This is a genomic window from Polyangiaceae bacterium, from assembly GCA_015075635.1.
Lineage (GTDB): Bacteria > Myxococcota_A > Polyangia > Polyangiales > Polyangiaceae > JADJKB01.
In genome coordinates, this window is record JABTUA010000001.1 from 3267025 (window position 1) to 3283501 (window position 16477).

At 70.5% G+C, this 16477-nt stretch carries 12 protein-coding genes; 8 read left to right on the forward strand and 4 right to left on the reverse strand.

The window, feature by feature from the left end:
* Positions 1 to 2 precede the first annotated feature (2 nt).
* Positions 3 to 968, reverse strand: a complete 966-nt coding sequence (meaB, locus tag HS104_14900; protein ID MBE7481254.1) for a methylmalonyl Co-A mutase-associated GTPase MeaB — start codon at positions 966 to 968, stop codon at positions 3 to 5.
* Positions 969 to 976: 8 nt separating this feature from the next.
* Entirely contained in the window at positions 977 to 2944 is a 1968-nt protein-coding gene (locus tag HS104_14905) for a cobalamin B12-binding domain-containing protein (GenBank protein ID MBE7481255.1), read from the reverse strand.
* An 86-nt stretch (positions 2945 to 3030) separates the two neighbouring features.
* Between HS104_14905 and HS104_14910 the strand changes: the two genes are divergently transcribed.
* Positions 3031 to 3822, forward strand: coding sequence for a zf-TFIIB domain-containing protein (locus HS104_14910; protein MBE7481256.1), 792 nt, complete (start codon positions 3031 to 3033; stop codon positions 3820 to 3822).
* Here the strand turns inward: HS104_14910 and HS104_14915 are convergent.
* Positions 3809 to 4783, reverse strand: a complete 975-nt coding sequence (locus HS104_14915; GenBank protein MBE7481257.1) for a hypothetical protein — start codon at positions 4781 to 4783, stop codon at positions 3809 to 3811. The genes HS104_14910 and HS104_14915 overlap by 14 nt on opposite strands.
* A 101-nt stretch (positions 4784 to 4884) precedes the next feature.
* On the opposite strand from HS104_14915, the gene clpS reads away from it, so the two are divergent.
* The 3 genes from clpS to HS104_14930 all read left to right on the forward strand — a co-directional run bounded on the left by clpS (position 4885) and on the right by HS104_14930 (position 7771).
* Positions 4885 to 5232, forward strand: coding sequence for an ATP-dependent Clp protease adapter ClpS (clpS, locus tag HS104_14920; protein MBE7481258.1), 348 nt, complete (start codon positions 4885 to 4887; stop codon positions 5230 to 5232).
* Complete coding sequence (gene clpA / locus HS104_14925; GenBank protein ID MBE7481259.1) at positions 5229 to 7496, forward strand: ATP-dependent Clp protease ATP-binding subunit ClpA; 2268 nt, start codon at positions 5229 to 5231, stop codon at positions 7494 to 7496. The genes clpS and clpA overlap by 4 nt, the downstream gene beginning before the upstream one ends.
* A 134-nt stretch (positions 7497 to 7630) precedes the next feature.
* Positions 7631 to 7771: a hypothetical protein gene (locus tag HS104_14930; protein MBE7481260.1), complete on the forward strand. Its 141-nt coding sequence runs from the start codon at positions 7631 to 7633 to the stop codon at positions 7769 to 7771.
* 72 nt (positions 7772 to 7843) lie between these two features.
* Here the strand turns inward: HS104_14930 and ccrA are convergent, their stop codons facing one another.
* Positions 7844 to 9097 carry a crotonyl-CoA carboxylase/reductase gene (ccrA, locus tag HS104_14935; protein ID MBE7481261.1) on the reverse strand — a complete coding sequence of 418 codons (1254 nt, stop codon included), beginning with the start codon at positions 9095 to 9097 and terminating at the stop codon, positions 7844 to 7846.
* Positions 9098 to 9209: 112 nt separating this feature from the next.
* On the opposite strand from ccrA, the gene HS104_14940 reads away from it, so the two are divergent.
* The 4 genes from HS104_14940 to HS104_14955 are packed head-to-tail and all read left to right on the forward strand — an operon-like array spanning position 9210 to position 16473.
* The gene (locus HS104_14940; protein MBE7481262.1) at positions 9210 to 10886 is read left to right on the forward strand and encodes an acyl-CoA/acyl-ACP dehydrogenase; all 1677 of its coding nucleotides are present in this window, start codon (positions 9210 to 9212) and stop codon (positions 10884 to 10886) included.
* Between the two features lie 2 nt (positions 10887 to 10888).
* Entirely contained in the window at positions 10889 to 11980 is a 1092-nt protein-coding gene (locus HS104_14945; GenBank protein MBE7481263.1) for a MaoC family dehydratase, read from the forward strand.
* A gap of 44 nt (positions 11981 to 12024) precedes the next feature.
* Complete coding sequence (locus HS104_14950) at positions 12025 to 12927, forward strand: hypothetical protein (GenBank protein ID MBE7481264.1); 903 nt, start codon at positions 12025 to 12027, stop codon at positions 12925 to 12927.
* A 3-nt stretch (positions 12928 to 12930) separates the two neighbouring features.
* Positions 12931 to 16473, forward strand: a complete 3543-nt coding sequence (locus HS104_14955; protein ID MBE7481265.1) for a hydantoinase B/oxoprolinase family protein — start codon at positions 12931 to 12933, stop codon at positions 16471 to 16473.
* Positions 16474 to 16477 lie beyond the last annotated feature (4 nt).

A 16477-nucleotide genomic window follows, 5' to 3' on the forward strand; every position in this document is an offset into this window, starting at 1 on the left:
GTTCAAGCCAGCCTGGCAGCGACGTTCCTCACGGCCTCGATGAGAGTCGCCCGCTGCCGGAGCTCGCGCGTGAGCGCCGTCCTCAGCAGGGCTGGCCCGCCGACGCGCTCCACGCCGAGCTCGCCGTGGCGCTGCGCGAACAGGCGCGCCGCCCAGGCCGTGCTCTTGTCCAATCGCAGCTCGCCGAGTCGGCCGCTCTGCCGGAGCGCGCTGAAATGGCCGTCGAGCGCGAGGACCAGCTGGTCCACACCGTGGCCGCCGCTCGCGCTCGTCAGCACTACGGGCGGCGGCGCGAGCCCGCCCGGCTCCGTGCACAGGCGGAGCGCGCCCGTGAGCTCGGCGAGCGCGCGCTCGGCGACGGCGCCCAGGTCCGACTTGTTCACGGCGAGGACGTCGGGGATCTCGAGGATCCCCGCCTTGATGAACTGCAGCACGTCGCCGGACGCCGGTTGCACCACCAGGAGCACGGTGTCCGCGACGTGCTCGATGTCCGTCTCGCTCTGTCCGACGCCGACTGTCTCGATCAGCACCACGTCGAAGACGGCGCTCAAGACCTCCACCGCCGCGCCCGCGGCGCGCGCCAGTCCCCCGAGCTGACCGCCGGAGGCCATCGAGCGCACGAACACCCCGTCGTCGTCGGGATCGAGCTCGATCCGCGCGCGGTCACCGAGCAACGCGCCGCCGCTCCTCGGGCTGGAGGGATCCACCGCCAACACGCCGACGCTGCGCCCGGCGCCGCGCCAGCGACGAATCAGCGCCGATCCGAGCGTGCTCTTGCCGACCCCGGGGGGACCAGTGATACCCACGCGCTGGCAGCTCTCGGCGCGGCCGCGGACGGAGAGCTCGGTGAGCAGCGCGATGGCCTGGCTCTCGGCCTCGGGCCGCCGGTCTTCGACCAGCGAGATGGCGCGCGCGACGCTCGCGGGGTCGCGCTCGAGCGCCCGCGCGGCGAGCGCCGCGGTGTCCACTGGCGGAGTCACGCCTGCGCTCGCTCCACGATGTCGAGGAGATCGCCGAGCACCCTCGCGATCTCGAAGTCCTTTGGCGTGTAGACGGCGGCCACTCCGGCGGCGAGGAGCAACGGGCGATCCTCGGCGGGGATGATGCCACCGACGACCACGGGGACCGAGACGCCACGGCCACGAAGCTCGGTCAGCACCTCCCGCGCGAGCTCGAGGTGCGCCCCCGACAGGATGCTCAAGCCGACCACGTGCACGCCTTCGTCCGCGGCGGTGCGGGCGAGCTCCTTGGGCGCGACCCGGATGCCCTCGTACACGACCTCGAAGCCGGCGTCGCGCGCACGCAGCGCGATCTGCTCGGCGCCGTTGGAGTGCCCGTCGAGGCCGGGCTTGCCGACCAGGAGCTTCGGACGCCGGCCGATCTTCTTCCCGAGCTCCGCGACCCGCTGCCGGAGGTCCTGGTAGGCTCCGCCGAGCTCCGGCACCCGGGCGCCCCCGACGCCGGTTGGAGCGCGGTACTCGCCGAACACCTCGCGCAGCGCACCCGCCCACTCGCCGGTGGTCAGCTTGGCGCGCGCCGCGGCGATCGAGACCGGCACCAGGTTCTCGCTGCCGCGGGCCGCAGCCCGGAGCGCGTCCAGGCTTCGGTCCACCTGATCGCCGTCGCGACCCTTCCGCCAGGCGAGGAGCCGCTCGACTTGTTGCCGCTCCGCCTCGGGATCGACCCGCAAGATCGCCTCGGCGCCGCCGCCTTCCGTGAGCGCGCTCGGCGCGCTCTCCGTGAAGCGGTTCACTCCCACCACGACCTGCGCGCCACTCTCGATGGCCGCGAGCCGCGCCGCGTTGGAGGCGACCAGACGCTCCTTGACGTAGCCGCTCTCGACGGCCGGGATCACGCCGCCGCGGTCGAGCACGCTCTGCACCTCTGCCCACGCCGCCTCGGCGATGTTCCGCGTCTTGCCCGCGATGACCGGCGAGCCGTCGAACAGGTCGCCGTATTCGAGCAGGTCGGTCTCGTAGGCGAGGATCTGCTGCGTGCGCAGCGAGAGCTGCTGGTCCCAGGGGCGGGGCAGCCCCAGCGCCTCGTTCCACGCCGGCAGCTGGACGGCCCGTGCCCGGGCGTTCTTGCTCAGCGTGACGCCCAACATTTCGAGCGCGATGCGCACCAGGTTGTTCTCCGGCTGCGCCTCCGTGAGCCCGAGCGAGTTGACCTGCACACCGTAGCGAAAGCGCCGGAGCTTGGGGTCGGTCACGGCGTAGCGCTCGCTGCCGATGCGCTCCCACAAGGCGCCGAACGCCCGGAGCTTGCACACCTCCTCGACGAAGCGGATGCCTGCGTTCACGAAGAACGACAGCCGGCCGAACACCTGCGCGAAGCGCGCACCATCGACGCCGCGGGCGCGCACCTCGTCCAGCACGGCGATGGCGGTAGAGAGCGCGTAGGCGATCTCCTGCTCCGGCGTCGCGCCCGCCTCCTGCAGGTGGTAGCTCGAGATGTTGATCGGGTTCCACTCCGGCACGTGCTCGACGGTGTAGAGGATGGTATCGACGCTGAGGCGCAGGCTCGGCCCCGGCGGAAACACGTAGGTGCCGCGCGAGAGGTACTCCTTGACGATGTCGTTCTGCGTGGTGCCGCGCAGACCCCGGGGGTCGGCGCCCTGCTGCTCGGCGACGGCGACGTACAGGGCGAGCAGCCAGGCCGCGGTCGCGTTGATGGTCATCGAGGTGTTCATGCAGCCGAGATCGATGCCCTCGAAGAGCTCGGCCAGATCGCCGACGTTGCCGATGGGCACACCCGTGCGCCCGACCTCGCCCCGCGCCAGCGGGTGGTCTGCGTCGTATCCCGTCTGGGTCGGCAGATCGAAGGCGACGCTGAGGCCGGTCTGCCCACGCGCCAGGTTCTCGCGGTAGAGCGCGTTCGACGCCTTGGGCGTCGAGTGCCCGGAGTACGTCCGCATGATCCAGGGGGCGTCCTTTTCGGCCATGTCGATGCATCCTTGCCGCGCGCCGGGCGCCGCGGCAAGCGGAGCCCGCGCAGAGCCTTCCGGCGGTGCTACGCTCCGGGCCGAGCTTGAGCCACGGACCGTACCGCAGCGGGAGACCGGGTCCCGAGTCCCGCCCCACCGGGGGCTCGTTCGAGTGTCCGGGCTGCTCGGCGCGGATGGAAGACTCCGTGCGGGCGTGCGCGAGCTGCGGCACGCCCATCGCCACGGTGCGCTGCGGCACCTGCTTCCAGATGAACCCCCCTGACAACGCGCTGTGCAGCGGCTGCGGACGCGAGCTCGGGCTCGAGCCCATCGGCGAGCCGGACGTGCACGCGTGCCCGGACTGCAAGCTGCCGTTCCAGCAGTTTCGCGGCGGCCCCGGCACGCTCCACGACTGCGCCCGCTGCGGCGGTCAGTTCGTCGAGCACGCCCTGCTCCATGACTTGCTCGAGCAACGCGAGGTCTACGGGCGCGTGGCGCCGCGGCCTCCGCCTCGCCACAACCCCCTCGCGACGCCGCTCCGCTACGTCCCCTGCCCGCTCTGCGCGGAGATCATGCTGCGCAGGAACTTCGGCCGCTCGAGCGGGGTGATCGTGGACGTGTGCAGCAAGCACGGGATCTGGTTCGATCGCGGCGAGCTGCCCAGAGTGCTGGAGTTCGTCGAGGCCGGAGGCCTCGAGCTGATGCGGCGGCGCGAGCTCGACGAGGGGCGTCAGGACGCGAAGCGCGAGCGCCTGCGCCGGGTGGAGGCCTCGCTCGAGGGCCTCACCGTCGCCGGCAACTCGAGCCCCTTCGAGCGCATGCGCCGCAACCTGGAGTTCGGCGACGCGGCGGTGTCGTTGGCCGGTTACCTGTCGGATCTGCTCAAGGACCGCTGAACCGCGAGCCCGGCTCGACGGCCTCCGGCCGCGAGATGCTCTGCCAGCCCGAGCCGAGCTGCTCGAGGAAGTACAGGACGTAGGCCTGGTTGAAGACGAAGAGCGGCAACAGGAACACGGTGCCGATGTAAGGCAAGGCGACGATGCAGCAGGTGATGCAGGTCGCCACCAGCGCGATCAGCCCGGTCACCAAGCCGAGGAGGAACTTCATCAAATAGAAGAGCACGACGGTCCAGACACGACCCGAGATGACCTCGCTCTTCACGCGCCGCCAAGCCGGGCCAACGGGCTCGTCATTCAGGTACATGGCAGGCACGACGAAGTCGTCGATCAGCATCGCAGCGACCGTGAGCGGCAGCCCTCCCAGGACCAGGACGGCTCCCCCGAGGAGCAGGCCGAGCAGCGCGCCCGACTCGAACACGCCCCTCGAGAGGTCCGGCCAGGCCAGGACGCCGGCGATGGCCAGCGCCACGAGCAGGAGCCCGAGACCGAGCAGCCCGATCCAGAGCCGCACCCAGAACAGATCGCGCCCTCGCTCCGCGAAGCGGCGCCAAGGCTCTTCGACCTTCGCCTCGTCCCGCGCGACGGAGTGGACGAACATCAGCTTGGCGCGGCTCGAGACCCAGGTCATCGCGACGCCGAGCGCGATGCCGAGCACCAGCACGACCAGGCCCACGGTCACGACCATCGACAAGTTGTCGCGCAGCCAGTCCAGCGCGGGCCCGAGCCCGGGGCCGCTGCCACCGCTCCCGCGACCGCTGGTGTCGGGCAGATTGAACGAGGAGCCGCCGCCCTCCCCCAGGTGCGCCAGCCACGCCACGAACCCCAACGTGAGCCACTTGCCGGCATTGAAGGGGAAGAGCACCCGGCGGGTGTGCTCGATCGCCCGCGACACTGGCTCGGTGACTGAGACGCTCGCGGGCTGCGGGGCGAGCTCTGGCAGGTGCGGCAGCTGGTTCACGCCGAGCCCCAGGCTAGCGTGCCACCACCCGCGCGGGCTGCGAGTATTTTTCGGGGCTCGACACGGCGCGCCGCCATGTCCAAGATCTCGGGGTCTTCCGCATGAGCACCAAGGGCCCGAACGACAATCCCGACCGGGACGGCGATCTCGCGGTCCAGGAAAAGCAGACCACTCGCCGCGCGCGCCCCTACAACGTGGTCTTTCACAATGACGACTACACGACGATGGAGTTCGTGATCCACGTCCTGATGCAGTTCTTCCACAAGGCCGAGACCGAGGCGACGCAGATCATGCTGGAAGTCCACCACCGAGGCTACGGGGTCGTCGGAGTCTTCACCCGCGACATAGCCGAGACCAAGGCCGAACAGGTCAGCGAGTACGCGAAGAAGCACGGACACCCGCTCAGGGTCACCGCCGAGCCGGCGGAAGACCCGGAGGACGAGTCGTGAAGGTCAGCCCCGAGGTCGAGATCGCGTGCACCCTGGCCCTGCGAGAAGCGGCACGGCGCAACCACGAGCTGATGACTGTCGAGCATCTGCTCTACGCGCTGCTCTTCGACGAGGGCACTGCGAAGGTGCTGAAGAAGTCCGGGGGCAACGTCGCCAGCTTGAAGAAGGCGCTCGAGCGCATCCTCGACGAGGACATCCCCAAGCTGCCGGAAGATGCCGCGCTCACGCCCACCCCCTCCCGCGGTTTCCAGCGCGTGCTGCAGCGGGCGGCCATCCACGTCGAGTCCAGCGGCAAGGAGGAGCTGAAGGGGCAGAACCTCCTGGTCGCCATCTTCGCCGAAGTGGACTCGCCGGCGGTGCAGGTGCTGACCGAGAACGGCGTCACGCGTTACGACGTGGTGAGCTACATCTCGCACGGAATCGGCAAGGGCGAGGAGGACGACACGGGCCTCGTGACCCACAATCCCGAGCCCGGCGCCGATCCCGACGAAGAGGGTGAGGCACAGGGCCCGAGCGCCCTGGAGAAGTTCGCCATCAACCTGAACGAGCGCGCGAAGGCCGGGGACATCGAGCCCTTGGTGGGGCGCGAGCGCGAGCTCCGGCGGGCGATTCAGGTGCTGGCGCGCCGCAAGAAGAACAACCCGCTGTTCGTCGGAGACGCCGGCGTCGGCAAGACCGCCATCGTCGAGGGGCTGGCCGCGAAGGTCGTGGCGAAGGAAGTGCCGAAACCGCTCGAGGACGCCGAGCTCTTCGCGCTCGACATGGGCGCGCTGGTCGCGGGCACCAAGTTCCGCGGCGACTTCGAGAACCGCGTCAAGGCGGTGCTCAAGCAGCTGGAGCAGAAGACCGGCGCGATCTTGTTCGTGGACGAGATCCACACCGTGATCGGCGCCGGCGCGGCCAGCGGCGGCACGCTGGACGCCGCCAACCTGCTCAAGCCCGCGCTGTCGAGCGGCAAGCTGCGCTGCATCGGCGCGACCACCTTCGAGGAGTACCGCAGCCACATGGAGCGGGATCGGGCGCTGGCCCGCCGCTTCCAGAAGATCGAGGTGCTCGAGCCCAGCCTGGAGGAGACGCTGCTCATCTTGAAGGGCCTGCGCCCGCGCTACGAGGAGTTCCACCACGTGAGCTACGGCGACGAGGCGCTGGAGGCCGCGGTGAAGCTGGCTCAGCGCTACCTGCACGACCGCAAGCTGCCCGACAAGGCCATCGATCTTCTCGACGAGTCCGGCGCCGACGCGAAGCTCGAAGACGGCGAGGGCGCCAAGGTCGGCGTCGAGCGCATCGAGGCAGTGGTGGCGCGCATGGCCCAGATCCCTCCGCGCCAGGTGTCGAGCAGCGACAAGACCGCGCTCAAGAACCTGGAGGCCGACCTCCGACGCGCCGTGTTCGGACAGGACCGCGCGCTCACCGAGCTCAGCACCGCCATCAAGCTCTCGCGCGCGGGGCTGCGCCCCGCCGAGAAGCCCATCGGCTGCTACTTGTTCACCGGGCCCACCGGCGTCGGCAAGACCGAGGCGGCCAAGCAGCTGGCCAAGACCATGGGAATCGAGCTCTTGCGTTTCGACATGAGCGAGTACCAAGAGCGCCACACGGTCTCCCGCCTGATTGGCGCGCCCCCGGGCTACGTCGGCTTCGATCGCGGCGGTCTCTTGACCGAGGCCATCGCCAAGACGCCCCACGCCGTGCTGCTCTTGGACGAGGTCGAGAAGGCGCACCCCGACGTGTTCAACGTGCTGCTCCAGGTCATGGACCACGGCACGCTCACCGACAACAACGGAAAGAAGACCGACTTCCGCCACGTCGTGCTGATCATGACCAGCAACGTCGGCGCGTCGGACCTCGCCCGCCGGCGCGTGGGCTTCGGCGAGCGCTCGAGCGCGGGCCAAGACGACGTCGCGTTCAAGAACACCTTCAGCCCCGAGTTCCGCAACCGGCTGGATGCGCGCATCGCGTTCGACCCGCTCTCACCCGAGGTGATGGTGAAGGTGGTCGAGAAGTTCATGAGCGAGCTCGGCGCACAGCTCGCGGAGCGCAACGTCACCCTCGAGCTGACCGACGCCGCCCGCGAGTACCTGGCGGAGAAGGGCTACGACAAGGACATGGGAGCGCGCCCGCTCGGGCGGCTGATCCAGGACGAGGTGAAGCGTCCGCTCGGCGACGAGCTCCTGTTCGGGCAGCTCGAGTCCGGCGGGCATGTCGTCGTCGACTATCAGGCTGGAAAGATCCGCTTCGAGTGCACGCCGCGAAGGCTGGACTCCTAGCCAACGGTTGACGGTCAGCCGTCAACTCCGTGCGACACTGTTGCCTGTGCCACCCGGTCCGACTGGCACAAACCCGGCGCTTTCGCGTGTTCCCGGGGAGCGCAGGCCGGCATGGGGCTTGCTAACCGGGGGGCATGTTGCCGGTTCAGCCCAAGAAGATCCTCCGCGACGCCCTGATCGGTTTCGGCATCGGCCTGGTTCTGATGCTCGGAATCACCTACGGAGCCGGGGCCATCGCCGGGTCCCCGCCGGCGGCGGCGACGTCAACGCAGTGACGCCCGGGCGTTAGCGTCGCGCCAAGTGCGTGGGCTGATGTGGGCGGAGCGCCCACCCGATCTCGACCCTCGTCAGCGCGACTCGGCCAGCGTCTTCAGACCAGGGCGCTTCGCGTTGACCAGGATCGCCATGTTGCCGTTCGGGTGGCGATTCTCCCGCATCAGCTGGTGACAGTCGCCGGTGCCGGCGAAGTCGAACGTGCGAGACAGGCATGGATCGACCTTCTCCGCCAGGACCAGGTCGTTGACTCCCTTGGCCTGCTCGTCGTTGGCGAAGTGCGAGCCTTGGAAGCGCTTCTGCCGCATCCAGTGGTAGCGCAGGTCGAGCGTGGCGTTGTAGCCGCTGGTCCCGGCGCAGATGACGACCATCCCTCCGGTGTCGCACACGAACACGCTCGTCGGAATGGTCGCCTCACCGGGGTGCTCGAACACGAGGCTCGGGTTCACCTTGTCACCGAGCGCGTCCCAGAACGCGCGCCCGAACGCCCGCGCCTGCCCCAGCCACTCGGCGTAGCCGGCGTCGTCGGTCCAGTGCGGCAACATACCCCAGTGGTGAAAGCTCTTGCGGTTGATCACGCCCACGGCCCCAAGCGCCTTGCAGTAGTCGAACTTGTCCTCGCTGTTCACCACCGCCACGGGCCTGCCCCCTACGGCCTTCACCAACTGGATGGCCATGGAGCCGAGGCCGCCGGCACCGCCCCAGATCAGCACCGGATCGCCCTCGTGAACGACGTGCGGCGCCCAGCCGAACAGCATGCGGTACGCCGTAGCGCCGACCAGCATGTAGGCCGCAGCCCCTTCCCAAGACAGGTGCGGGGGCTTGGGCAAGCACTGGTGGTCTTGGACCTTGGTGAACTGAGCGAAGCTGCCCCAGTTGGTCTCGTAGCCCCAGATCTTCTGCGAAGGCGCCAGCATCGGATCCTTGCCCGCCGCCACGTGCGGATCGTCCGGCTCCCAGTGGCCGCAGTGGACGACGACCTCGTCGCCGACCTTCACGTTCCGGACCTGTGCCCCGACCTTCCACACCACGCCGCTCGCGTCGGAGCCGCCGATGTGGAAAGCCTCCTTCGCGCCGGCCTTCTGCCGCGTCTTGATCACGTCGATGGGCACGCCGAGCGCGGCCCAGACGTTGTTGTAGTTGACCCCCGCGGCCATCACGTAGACGAGCACGTCGCGCGGACCGAGCTCCGGTACCGGGACGGCTTCGACCTGGAACGCGTCCTTCGGCTCGCCGAAGCGCTCGGCACGGATGACCTGCGCGTGCATTCGCTCCGGGACGACGCCGAGATCCGGGACCTCGCTGAGCTCGTAGATCTGCTTGGCCATGGCGCAGGCGGATCCTATGACACGCCGCGCTAAGCAGCCAGGTATCTCGCGGGAATGCGCAGTATTTTCGGGACTTGCTGCCTCCCTTGACGCGATGCATGAAGGGGGGGCCATGACCGAGGAGCCCGCCGAGAAGTCCGTCGCGCCGCACACCCTCCGCGGCGACGATCTCGAACCCGCCATCGCCGCCCTCGGCGTGCTCTACGCCCGTGCCAAGGAGCGCGTGCTCGGCCACGTGACGGAGGCCGGACGCATCTCGTCCCGGCTGCTCGATCGACATCAGCTGGCCGCGCACGCCCTCGCCTACCTGGCCACCGAGGTCGAGGCAGCCCGACAGCTCGTAGCCTGGTCGGATCGGGTGGGCGGCGATCTGGAGCGACGCATCGCCGGCACCTACGTCGGCGAGCTGTGTCGGCAGCTCGTGGGCGGCATCGACTTGGGAGCGTGCGAGTCCATCTCGCTCGGGCAGCTCTGGCTCGAGCACGACGACGTGCGCGAGACGCTCGGCAGTCCGAGCGTGCAGGCGCTGGCGGAGCGCTACGGCTCCGGTGACGCGGTGTGCGAGCTGGCGCGCCTGGCTCACGAGCACAACAGCTTCGGCAGCTTCGGGCTCGACGACGAGACCCTCTCCGCCATCCAGAGCGAGTTTCGCCGCTTCGTCGAGCGCGAGGTGCTGCCCATCGCCCAGGACGTGCATCGAAGGGACGTGCTCATCCCCATGGACCTGATCGCCAAGATGGCCGAGCTCGGCGTGTTCGGGCTGACCATCCCGGAGGAGTACGGTGGCCAGGGCCTGGGCAAGGTGGCGATGTGTCTGGTCACCGAGGAGCTCAGCCGCGGCTACATCGGGGTCGGCTCCCTCGGTACGCGCTCGGAGATCGCCGCGGAGCTCATCCTCGGCGGCGGCACGGACGAGCAGAAGCGCGACTGGCTGCCGCGCCTGGCGGCGGGCGAGGTGCTCAGCACGGCGGTGTTCACCGAGCCCAATTTCGGCTCCGATCTGGCGCACATCAAGGCTCGGGCCGAGAAGCAGCCGGACGGCAGCTACCAGGTCTTCGGCCAGAAGACCTGGATCACCCACGCGACCCGCGCCGACCTGATGACGCTCCTGGTACGCACCAACCCGGAGGACGGCGGTTACGGCGGCCTCAGCATGTTCCTGGCGCCCAAGACCCGCGGCAGCGAGACGGACATCGAGGCCGGCGGATTCCCCGACCCGGGCATCACCGGCACGGAGATCCGGGTGCTCGGCTACCGCGGCATGAAGGAGTTCGAGATCGGCTTCGACGGCTTCGTCATCCCGCCGGGGTGCCTGCTCGGCGAAGTCGAGGGGCAAGGCTTCAAGCAGCTGATGGTGACGTTCGAGAGCGCCCGCATCCAGACCGCGGCGCGCGGCGTCGGGGTCGCTCAGGCCGCGCTCGACGAGGCGATGCGCTACGCCCACGAACGCGTGCAGTTCGGCGTGCCGATCTTCAGCTTCCCCCGCGTGCAACGCAAGCTCGGTCGCATGATCGCCCGCATCATGGCGACGCGCCAGCTGACCTTCTTCGCGGCGCGCGCCAAGGACAGCGGCAAGCGCTGCGACCTGGAGGCGGGCATGGCAAAGCTGCTCGCCACCCGGGCGGCCTGGGAGGCAGCTGATGCCTGCGTGCAGATCCACGGCGGCAACGGCTACGCGGAAGAGTACGTGGCTTCGCGCCTGCTGGTGGACGCGAGGGTGCTCAGCATCTTCGAGGGCGCGAACGAGATCCAGGCGCACGTGATCGCGCGCCGGCTTTTGGAGGTGTGAGCATGGCCAGGATTCACGAGCCCGAATACGGCCGGCGGCTGGACGATTTCGCCGTCGGCGAGGTCTACGCCCACCCTTGGGACGTGACGGTCGACGACGGCATGATCGCGCTGTTCGCCGCGTCGTTTCAGGACGCGACGCCGACCTACGCCAGCCGGACCTACGCCGAGGCGCTGGGCTTTTCGGCGCGGCCGGTGCACCCGCTGTTGCTCTTGAACCTGGGGCTCTCGTTCAGCGTGCACGACGTGAGCGAGCAGGCCATCGCGCACCTCGCGTACATCGACGTGCGCTTTCCGGAGGCCTGCTACCCCGGCGACACGCTGACCGCCTCCAGTAAGGTACTCGGCAAGAAGCCCAGCGCGAAGGGCGATCGGGGCGTGGTCGAGGTCCGCACCTTGCTCGAGAACCAGCGCGGCGAGGTGGTGTGCCGCTTCGACCGACGCGCGCTGATCCGGGCCGGCAGCGTGCGCGAGCGTCCGGCTTCGGGCTGGCCCGAGCAGAGCCAGCGCGAGCCCGGCGACCAGCACCTCCCCGCGGCGCTCCGCGAAGGCGTTGGGCCGGCCCGGCGCCAAGCCGGGTTCGCCGGGTTCTTCGAAGACTACGCCGTCGGCGACGTCTACTTCCACAGCGTGGGCAAGACGGTCGGCGACTCCGAGCACATGCAGGTGACGCAGCTGTGCAGGAACTCACACCCCATCCACTTCGACGAGATCTACTGCAAGGAGAGCTCCTTCGCGAAGACGCGGGTCGTGTACGGAGGCTTGGTCTTGTCCTGGGTGCTGTCGCTCTCCAGCCGCGACATGAGCGGGAACGCCGTCTGGGATCTGGGCCTCGACGCCGGCGCCCATCCGAACGGCACGCTGGCCGGCGACACGTTGTTCGCCGCTTCGCGCGTGGAGGCGAAGGAGGAGGCCGGGCCGAACGCCGGTATAGTGACCCTCCGCGTGGTGGGCACCAAGAACCAGCCACCGGAGGCGCTGTATGCAGACGGAGCGCTGTTCGTCCCGGAGCTGGACAAGGCGGACGGGAAGATGGCCGAGAAGGTCGTCGAGATCACCCGCCGGCTGCTGGTGCGCCGGCGCCCGCTGCGCTGAACCTGCTGCTCGCCCCCCTCGCGGCGGTGTGCGATAAGAGCGCGATGGCCGACTGGCTGGTGCGCCAACCTGGCAGCGAGCCCATCGGTCCGGTATCGACCGAGCTGGTGGTGCGCGGGCTCCAGGCCGGTCGCGTGGTGCCCAGCGCGATGGCCTGCCGAATGGGCACCCAGGACTGGCGGCTGCTCCGCGAGTTCCCGGAGTTCGCCGGGGTCGTCTTCGACGACGCCGCCACCAACGTCACCGACTCCCCCTGGTTCGCAGACCACCCACCCGCCCGCCCGCCGCCGCCGCGGCCTGCTGCCCTGTCCGGGCTCGGGCTGGCGGCGCCACCCACGCTGGGCTCCCGCGGGATTGCCCCGCCACCGTCCACGCGCCCCTTGGTCGCAGGCCAGCGCTCGTACGACGAGGTGGACGACGACGCCGAGACGCGCATCGCTGCACCGCCGAGCGAAGCGGCCGAGTTCCCCGTCGACGACGAGACCATGACGCGCGTCGCGGGCGCGCCCCAACCGCCTGCCCCGACCCGGGGAGGGGTCTTGCCCACGCTGCCCATGCCGTCCCGGGAGATCCCCGATTTCCAGGCGACGCGGGCGGACGTCCCGATGCCGCGCCCCGCCGCAGGAGCGCCGGCGCCGCCGAGCGGGCCGAGCCACGACGTCTTGCCGCCGACGCAGCCCTTCATCCAGGCCGGCAGCTTTCCACCGCCACCGGGCGCGGCGTTCCCTCCGCAGCAACCCGGGGCAGCGCAGGCCTACGGATATTCGGCGCCGCCCGCGCCCTTCGTGCAGAGCGGCCCGCCGCCTCCTCATGGCCAGTACCCGCCCCCTCAGCCCTATCCGCCGGAGACCGGCGGAGATCAGGGGCTGAAGGCGCTGGTGGGGCTCATCGTGTTCCTCGCCGTCGCGCTGGCCATCGTGCTGATCCTGCTAGTGATCCGGCGCTGAGCGATGGCGGGCGGCTGGCAGATCGCGATCGACCGCGGCGGCACCTTCACCGACTGCGTCGGTGTGAGCCCGAGCGGCGAGGTCGGCGTGGTCAAGGTGCTCTCGAGCGATCACGCGCCGCTCGAGGGGATCCGTAGGTTGATGGGGCTCGGCGAGGGCGAGCCCATCCCGCCTTGCGAGGTGCGCCTGGGGACGACGCTCGCGACCAACGCGCTGCTCGAGCGACGCGGGAAGCGCACGGCGCTGGCGATCACGCGGGGGTTCGGCGATCTGCTCGAGATCGGCACCCAAGCTCGACCGGAGCTGTTCGCGCTCCGCATCGACAAGCTCCCCCCCTTGCCGGAGTCGGTCCTGGAGCTCGACGCACGCCTCGACGCGCACGGCCGAGTCCTCACGCGACCCGATGAAGCGGCGCTCGAGTCCGAGCTCGGCCGGCTCCGCGCGTCCGGCGTCGAGAGCCTGGCGGTCGTCGTCATCCATTCGTACCTGAACCCGGAGCTCGAGCTCCAGGTGGGCGCCGTCGCGGCGCGGGTCGGCTTCGAGCACGTCGCGCTGTCCCATCGCGTCTCGCCGGAGCGCGGCCTGCTCGCGCGCACCGACACCACGCTGCTCGACGCCTACCTCACGCCGCTGCTCGGGAGCCATCTCTCCGAGCTGGCGGCTGCGCTGCGAGGCTCGACGCTGCTCTGCATGCAGTCGAGCGGCGGTCTGGTGGACGCGGCGGGTCTGACCGGCCCGCACGCGATCCTGTCCGGCCCGGCCGGCGGCCTGGTCGCGTTGGGCGACACGGCGCGGCGCGCCGGCGTCTCTCGAGCCGTCGGGCTGGACATGGGCGGCACCTCGACCGACGTCTCGCGCTGGGCGGGCGAGCTCCCGCTGGACTACGAGACCGAGATCGCGGGCGTGCGCGTTCGCGCCCCGATGATGAGCGTCCACACCATCGCGGCCGGCGGGGGCTCGGAGTGCCGCGTCGAAGGAGCACGGCTGACGGTGGGCCCCGAGAGCGCCGGCGCGCACCCCGGACCGCTCTGCTACGGCGATCCGGCGGCGCGCGAGCTGACGCTCACCGACGTCAACCTGCTGCTCGGCCGGCTACCGCCGGACCGCTTCCCATTCCCGCTCGAGCGCGCGCGCGCGGAGCAGAAGCTCGGCGAGCTCGCGGCCCAGCTCACCACCGCGGGAACGCTGCTCGCTCCGCTCGAGCTCGGCGAAGGCTTCGTGCAAGTGGCGGACAGCGCCATGGCCGAGGCCATCCGGCGTGTCTCCATCGCGCGGGGGCACGACGTACGCGACCACGCGCTGGTGGTCTTCGGAGGAGCCGGCGGCCAGCACGCCTGCGGCGTGGCGCGCCGGCTGGGCATCCGCCGGCTCTTGTTCCACCCGCTCTCCGGCGTCCTGAGCGCCGTGGGCATCGGCCTCGCCGATCGCGTGAGCCACGCGGAGCGCGACGCGCAGAGCCTCCTGCTCGACCAGCAGAGCCTGGGCGCGCTGGCCCCCACCTTCATCGAGCTCGAGGCCGTCGCCCGCACGGAGCTGGAGAGTGGCGGCTACGTCCCCGGAGACGTCCGCGTGTCGCGACGGCTCGACCTCCGATACGCTGGCAGCGAAGCTCGGCTCACGCTCGACGTCGCGGAGCGCGCCGATCTCGAGAGCTCCTTCCACGACGCGCACCGGCAGGCGTTCGGATACGCCCGCCCGGGTCATCCCATCGAGCTCGCGTGCGCGCGCGTCGAGCTGCGAGCTCCCTCCGGCGGGTTCGCCGCGCGGGCTCCGTCGCCGACGAGCGTGCGCCAGGAGCCGTTCCGTCGCGCTCGCCTCTTCCACGGCGGGCGCTGGCTCGAGGACGTGCCGTGCCATCTGCGAGAAGCGCTCGGCCCGAGCGCGGCGCTCCACGGGCCGGCGCTGGTGCTCGAGCAGACCGGAACCATCTTCCTCGAGCCCGGCTTCACGCTCCGAGTGCTCGCGGAAGGTCTGCTCGACGTTCGCGACACCGCAGAAGAGGCGAGGCGCCCGGAGCTCTCCCGGGGCGGCGCGGTCGTCGATCCCGTGTTGCTCGAGATCATGGGCAGCCTGTACATGTCGATCGCCGAGCAGATGGGCGAAGCGCTGCGGCGCACCGCCTTCAGCACCAACATCCGCGAGCGGCTCGACTTCTCTTGCGCGGTGTTCGACGCCGAAGGCGGCCTGGTCGCCAACGCGCCGCACATCCCGGTCCACCTGGGCGCGATGAGCGAGTCGGTGCGGGCCGTGCGAAAGGCGCATCCGCGCATGAATCCCGGTGACGTGTTCGTGACCAACGATCCGTTCGCCGGGGGCTCCCACTTGCCGGACATCACGGTGGTGAGCCCGGTACACGACGCGGGCGGGGAGCTCGCGTTCTACACCGCCTGCCGCGGCCACCACGCCGACGTGGGTGGGATCACGCCGGGCTCGATGCCGGCATTCTCTCGCAGCATCGCCGAGGAGGGCGTCGTGCTGTCGGCGCTGCCGCTGGTCAAGGGCGGCGTGCTCGAGCGCGACGCCGTGCTCCGCGCCCTGAAGAGCGGGCCCTACCCGGCCCGCGATCCAGACGCCAACCTGCGGGACCTCGAGGCGCAGATCGCCGCCAACGCCACGGGCGCGCGGCTACTCGCCGAGCTCACCCTGCACTACGGGCTGCCGCTGGTGCGCGCCTACATGGGCCACGTGCAGGGCGACGCTCAGGCGCGCGTGGAGCGGCAGATCGAGCGCATCGGTGACGGCGACCACCGCTTCGCCGACGCCCTCGACGACGGCACACCCATCGTGGTGAACCTGAAGGTCCAGGGGCGGCGCATGCAGGTGGACTTCACCGGCACCGGCGCGGAGGTGGACGGCAACCTGAACGCACCGCGCGCGGTGACGCTGGCCGCGGTGCTGTACTTTCTGCGCACGCTGGTCGGTGCGAAGATCCCGCTGAACGGCGGGTGTCTCCGCCCCGTCGAGCTGAGGATCCCCCCAGGGAGCGTGCTCTGCCCGAGCCCCGGGCGCGCCGTGTGCGGCGGCAACGTCGAGACCAGTCAGCGTGTGGTGGACGTGCTGTTCGGCGCAGTCGGCGCACTCGCCGCGAGTCAAGGCAGCATGAACAACCTCACCTTCGGCGGAGACGGCTTCACCTACTACGAGACCATCGCCGGCGGCGCGGGCGCGGGCCCCGACTTCGACGGCGCCTCCGCGGTGCACACGCACATGACCAACACGCGCATCACCGACGCCGAGGTGCTGGAGAGCCGATTCCCGGTGCGACTGGAGCGCTTCGCCGTGCGCCGGGGCTCGGGGGGCGGAGGCTCGCACCGAGGGGGCGATGGCGTGGTGCGCGAGCTCACTTTCCTCGCGCCCGTCGAGCTCGCCATCGTCTCGGAGCGGCGCACACTCCCACCCTTCGGACTCGGGGGCGGCGAGCCGGGGGCCCGAGGCGTGAACCGCCTCGACGGCCGGGACATCGGCGGTCGCGTCAGCCAACGCGTGGCCGCCGGGGCACGGCTCCGCATCGAGACGCCCGGCGGCGGCGGTTACGGCGCGAAGTGAGCGC

Excerpts from the sequence above, each read along its gene's own strand:
- clpS (MBE7481258.1), top strand. The coding sequence starts at position 4,885 with ATGAGCACCAAGGGCCCGAACGACAATCCCGACCGGGACGGCGATCTC.
- HS104_14905 (MBE7481255.1), bottom strand. The coding sequence starts at position 2,944 with ATGGCCGAAAAGGACGCCCCCTGGATCATGCGGACGTACTCCGGGCAC.
- HS104_14940 (MBE7481262.1), top strand. The coding sequence starts at position 9,210 with ATGACCGAGGAGCCCGCCGAGAAGTCCGTCGCGCCGCACACCCTCCGC.
- HS104_14930 (MBE7481260.1), top strand. The coding sequence starts at position 7,631 with ATGTTGCCGGTTCAGCCCAAGAAGATCCTCCGCGACGCCCTGATCGGT.
- HS104_14950 (MBE7481264.1), top strand. The coding sequence starts at position 12,025 with ATGGCCGACTGGCTGGTGCGCCAACCTGGCAGCGAGCCCATCGGTCCG.
- HS104_14945 (MBE7481263.1), top strand. The coding sequence starts at position 10,889 with ATGGCCAGGATTCACGAGCCCGAATACGGCCGGCGGCTGGACGATTTC.
- ccrA (MBE7481261.1), bottom strand. The coding sequence starts at position 9,097 with ATGGCCAAGCAGATCTACGAGCTCAGCGAGGTCCCGGATCTCGGCGTC.
- HS104_14955 (MBE7481265.1), top strand. The coding sequence starts at position 12,931 with ATGGCGGGCGGCTGGCAGATCGCGATCGACCGCGGCGGCACCTTCACC.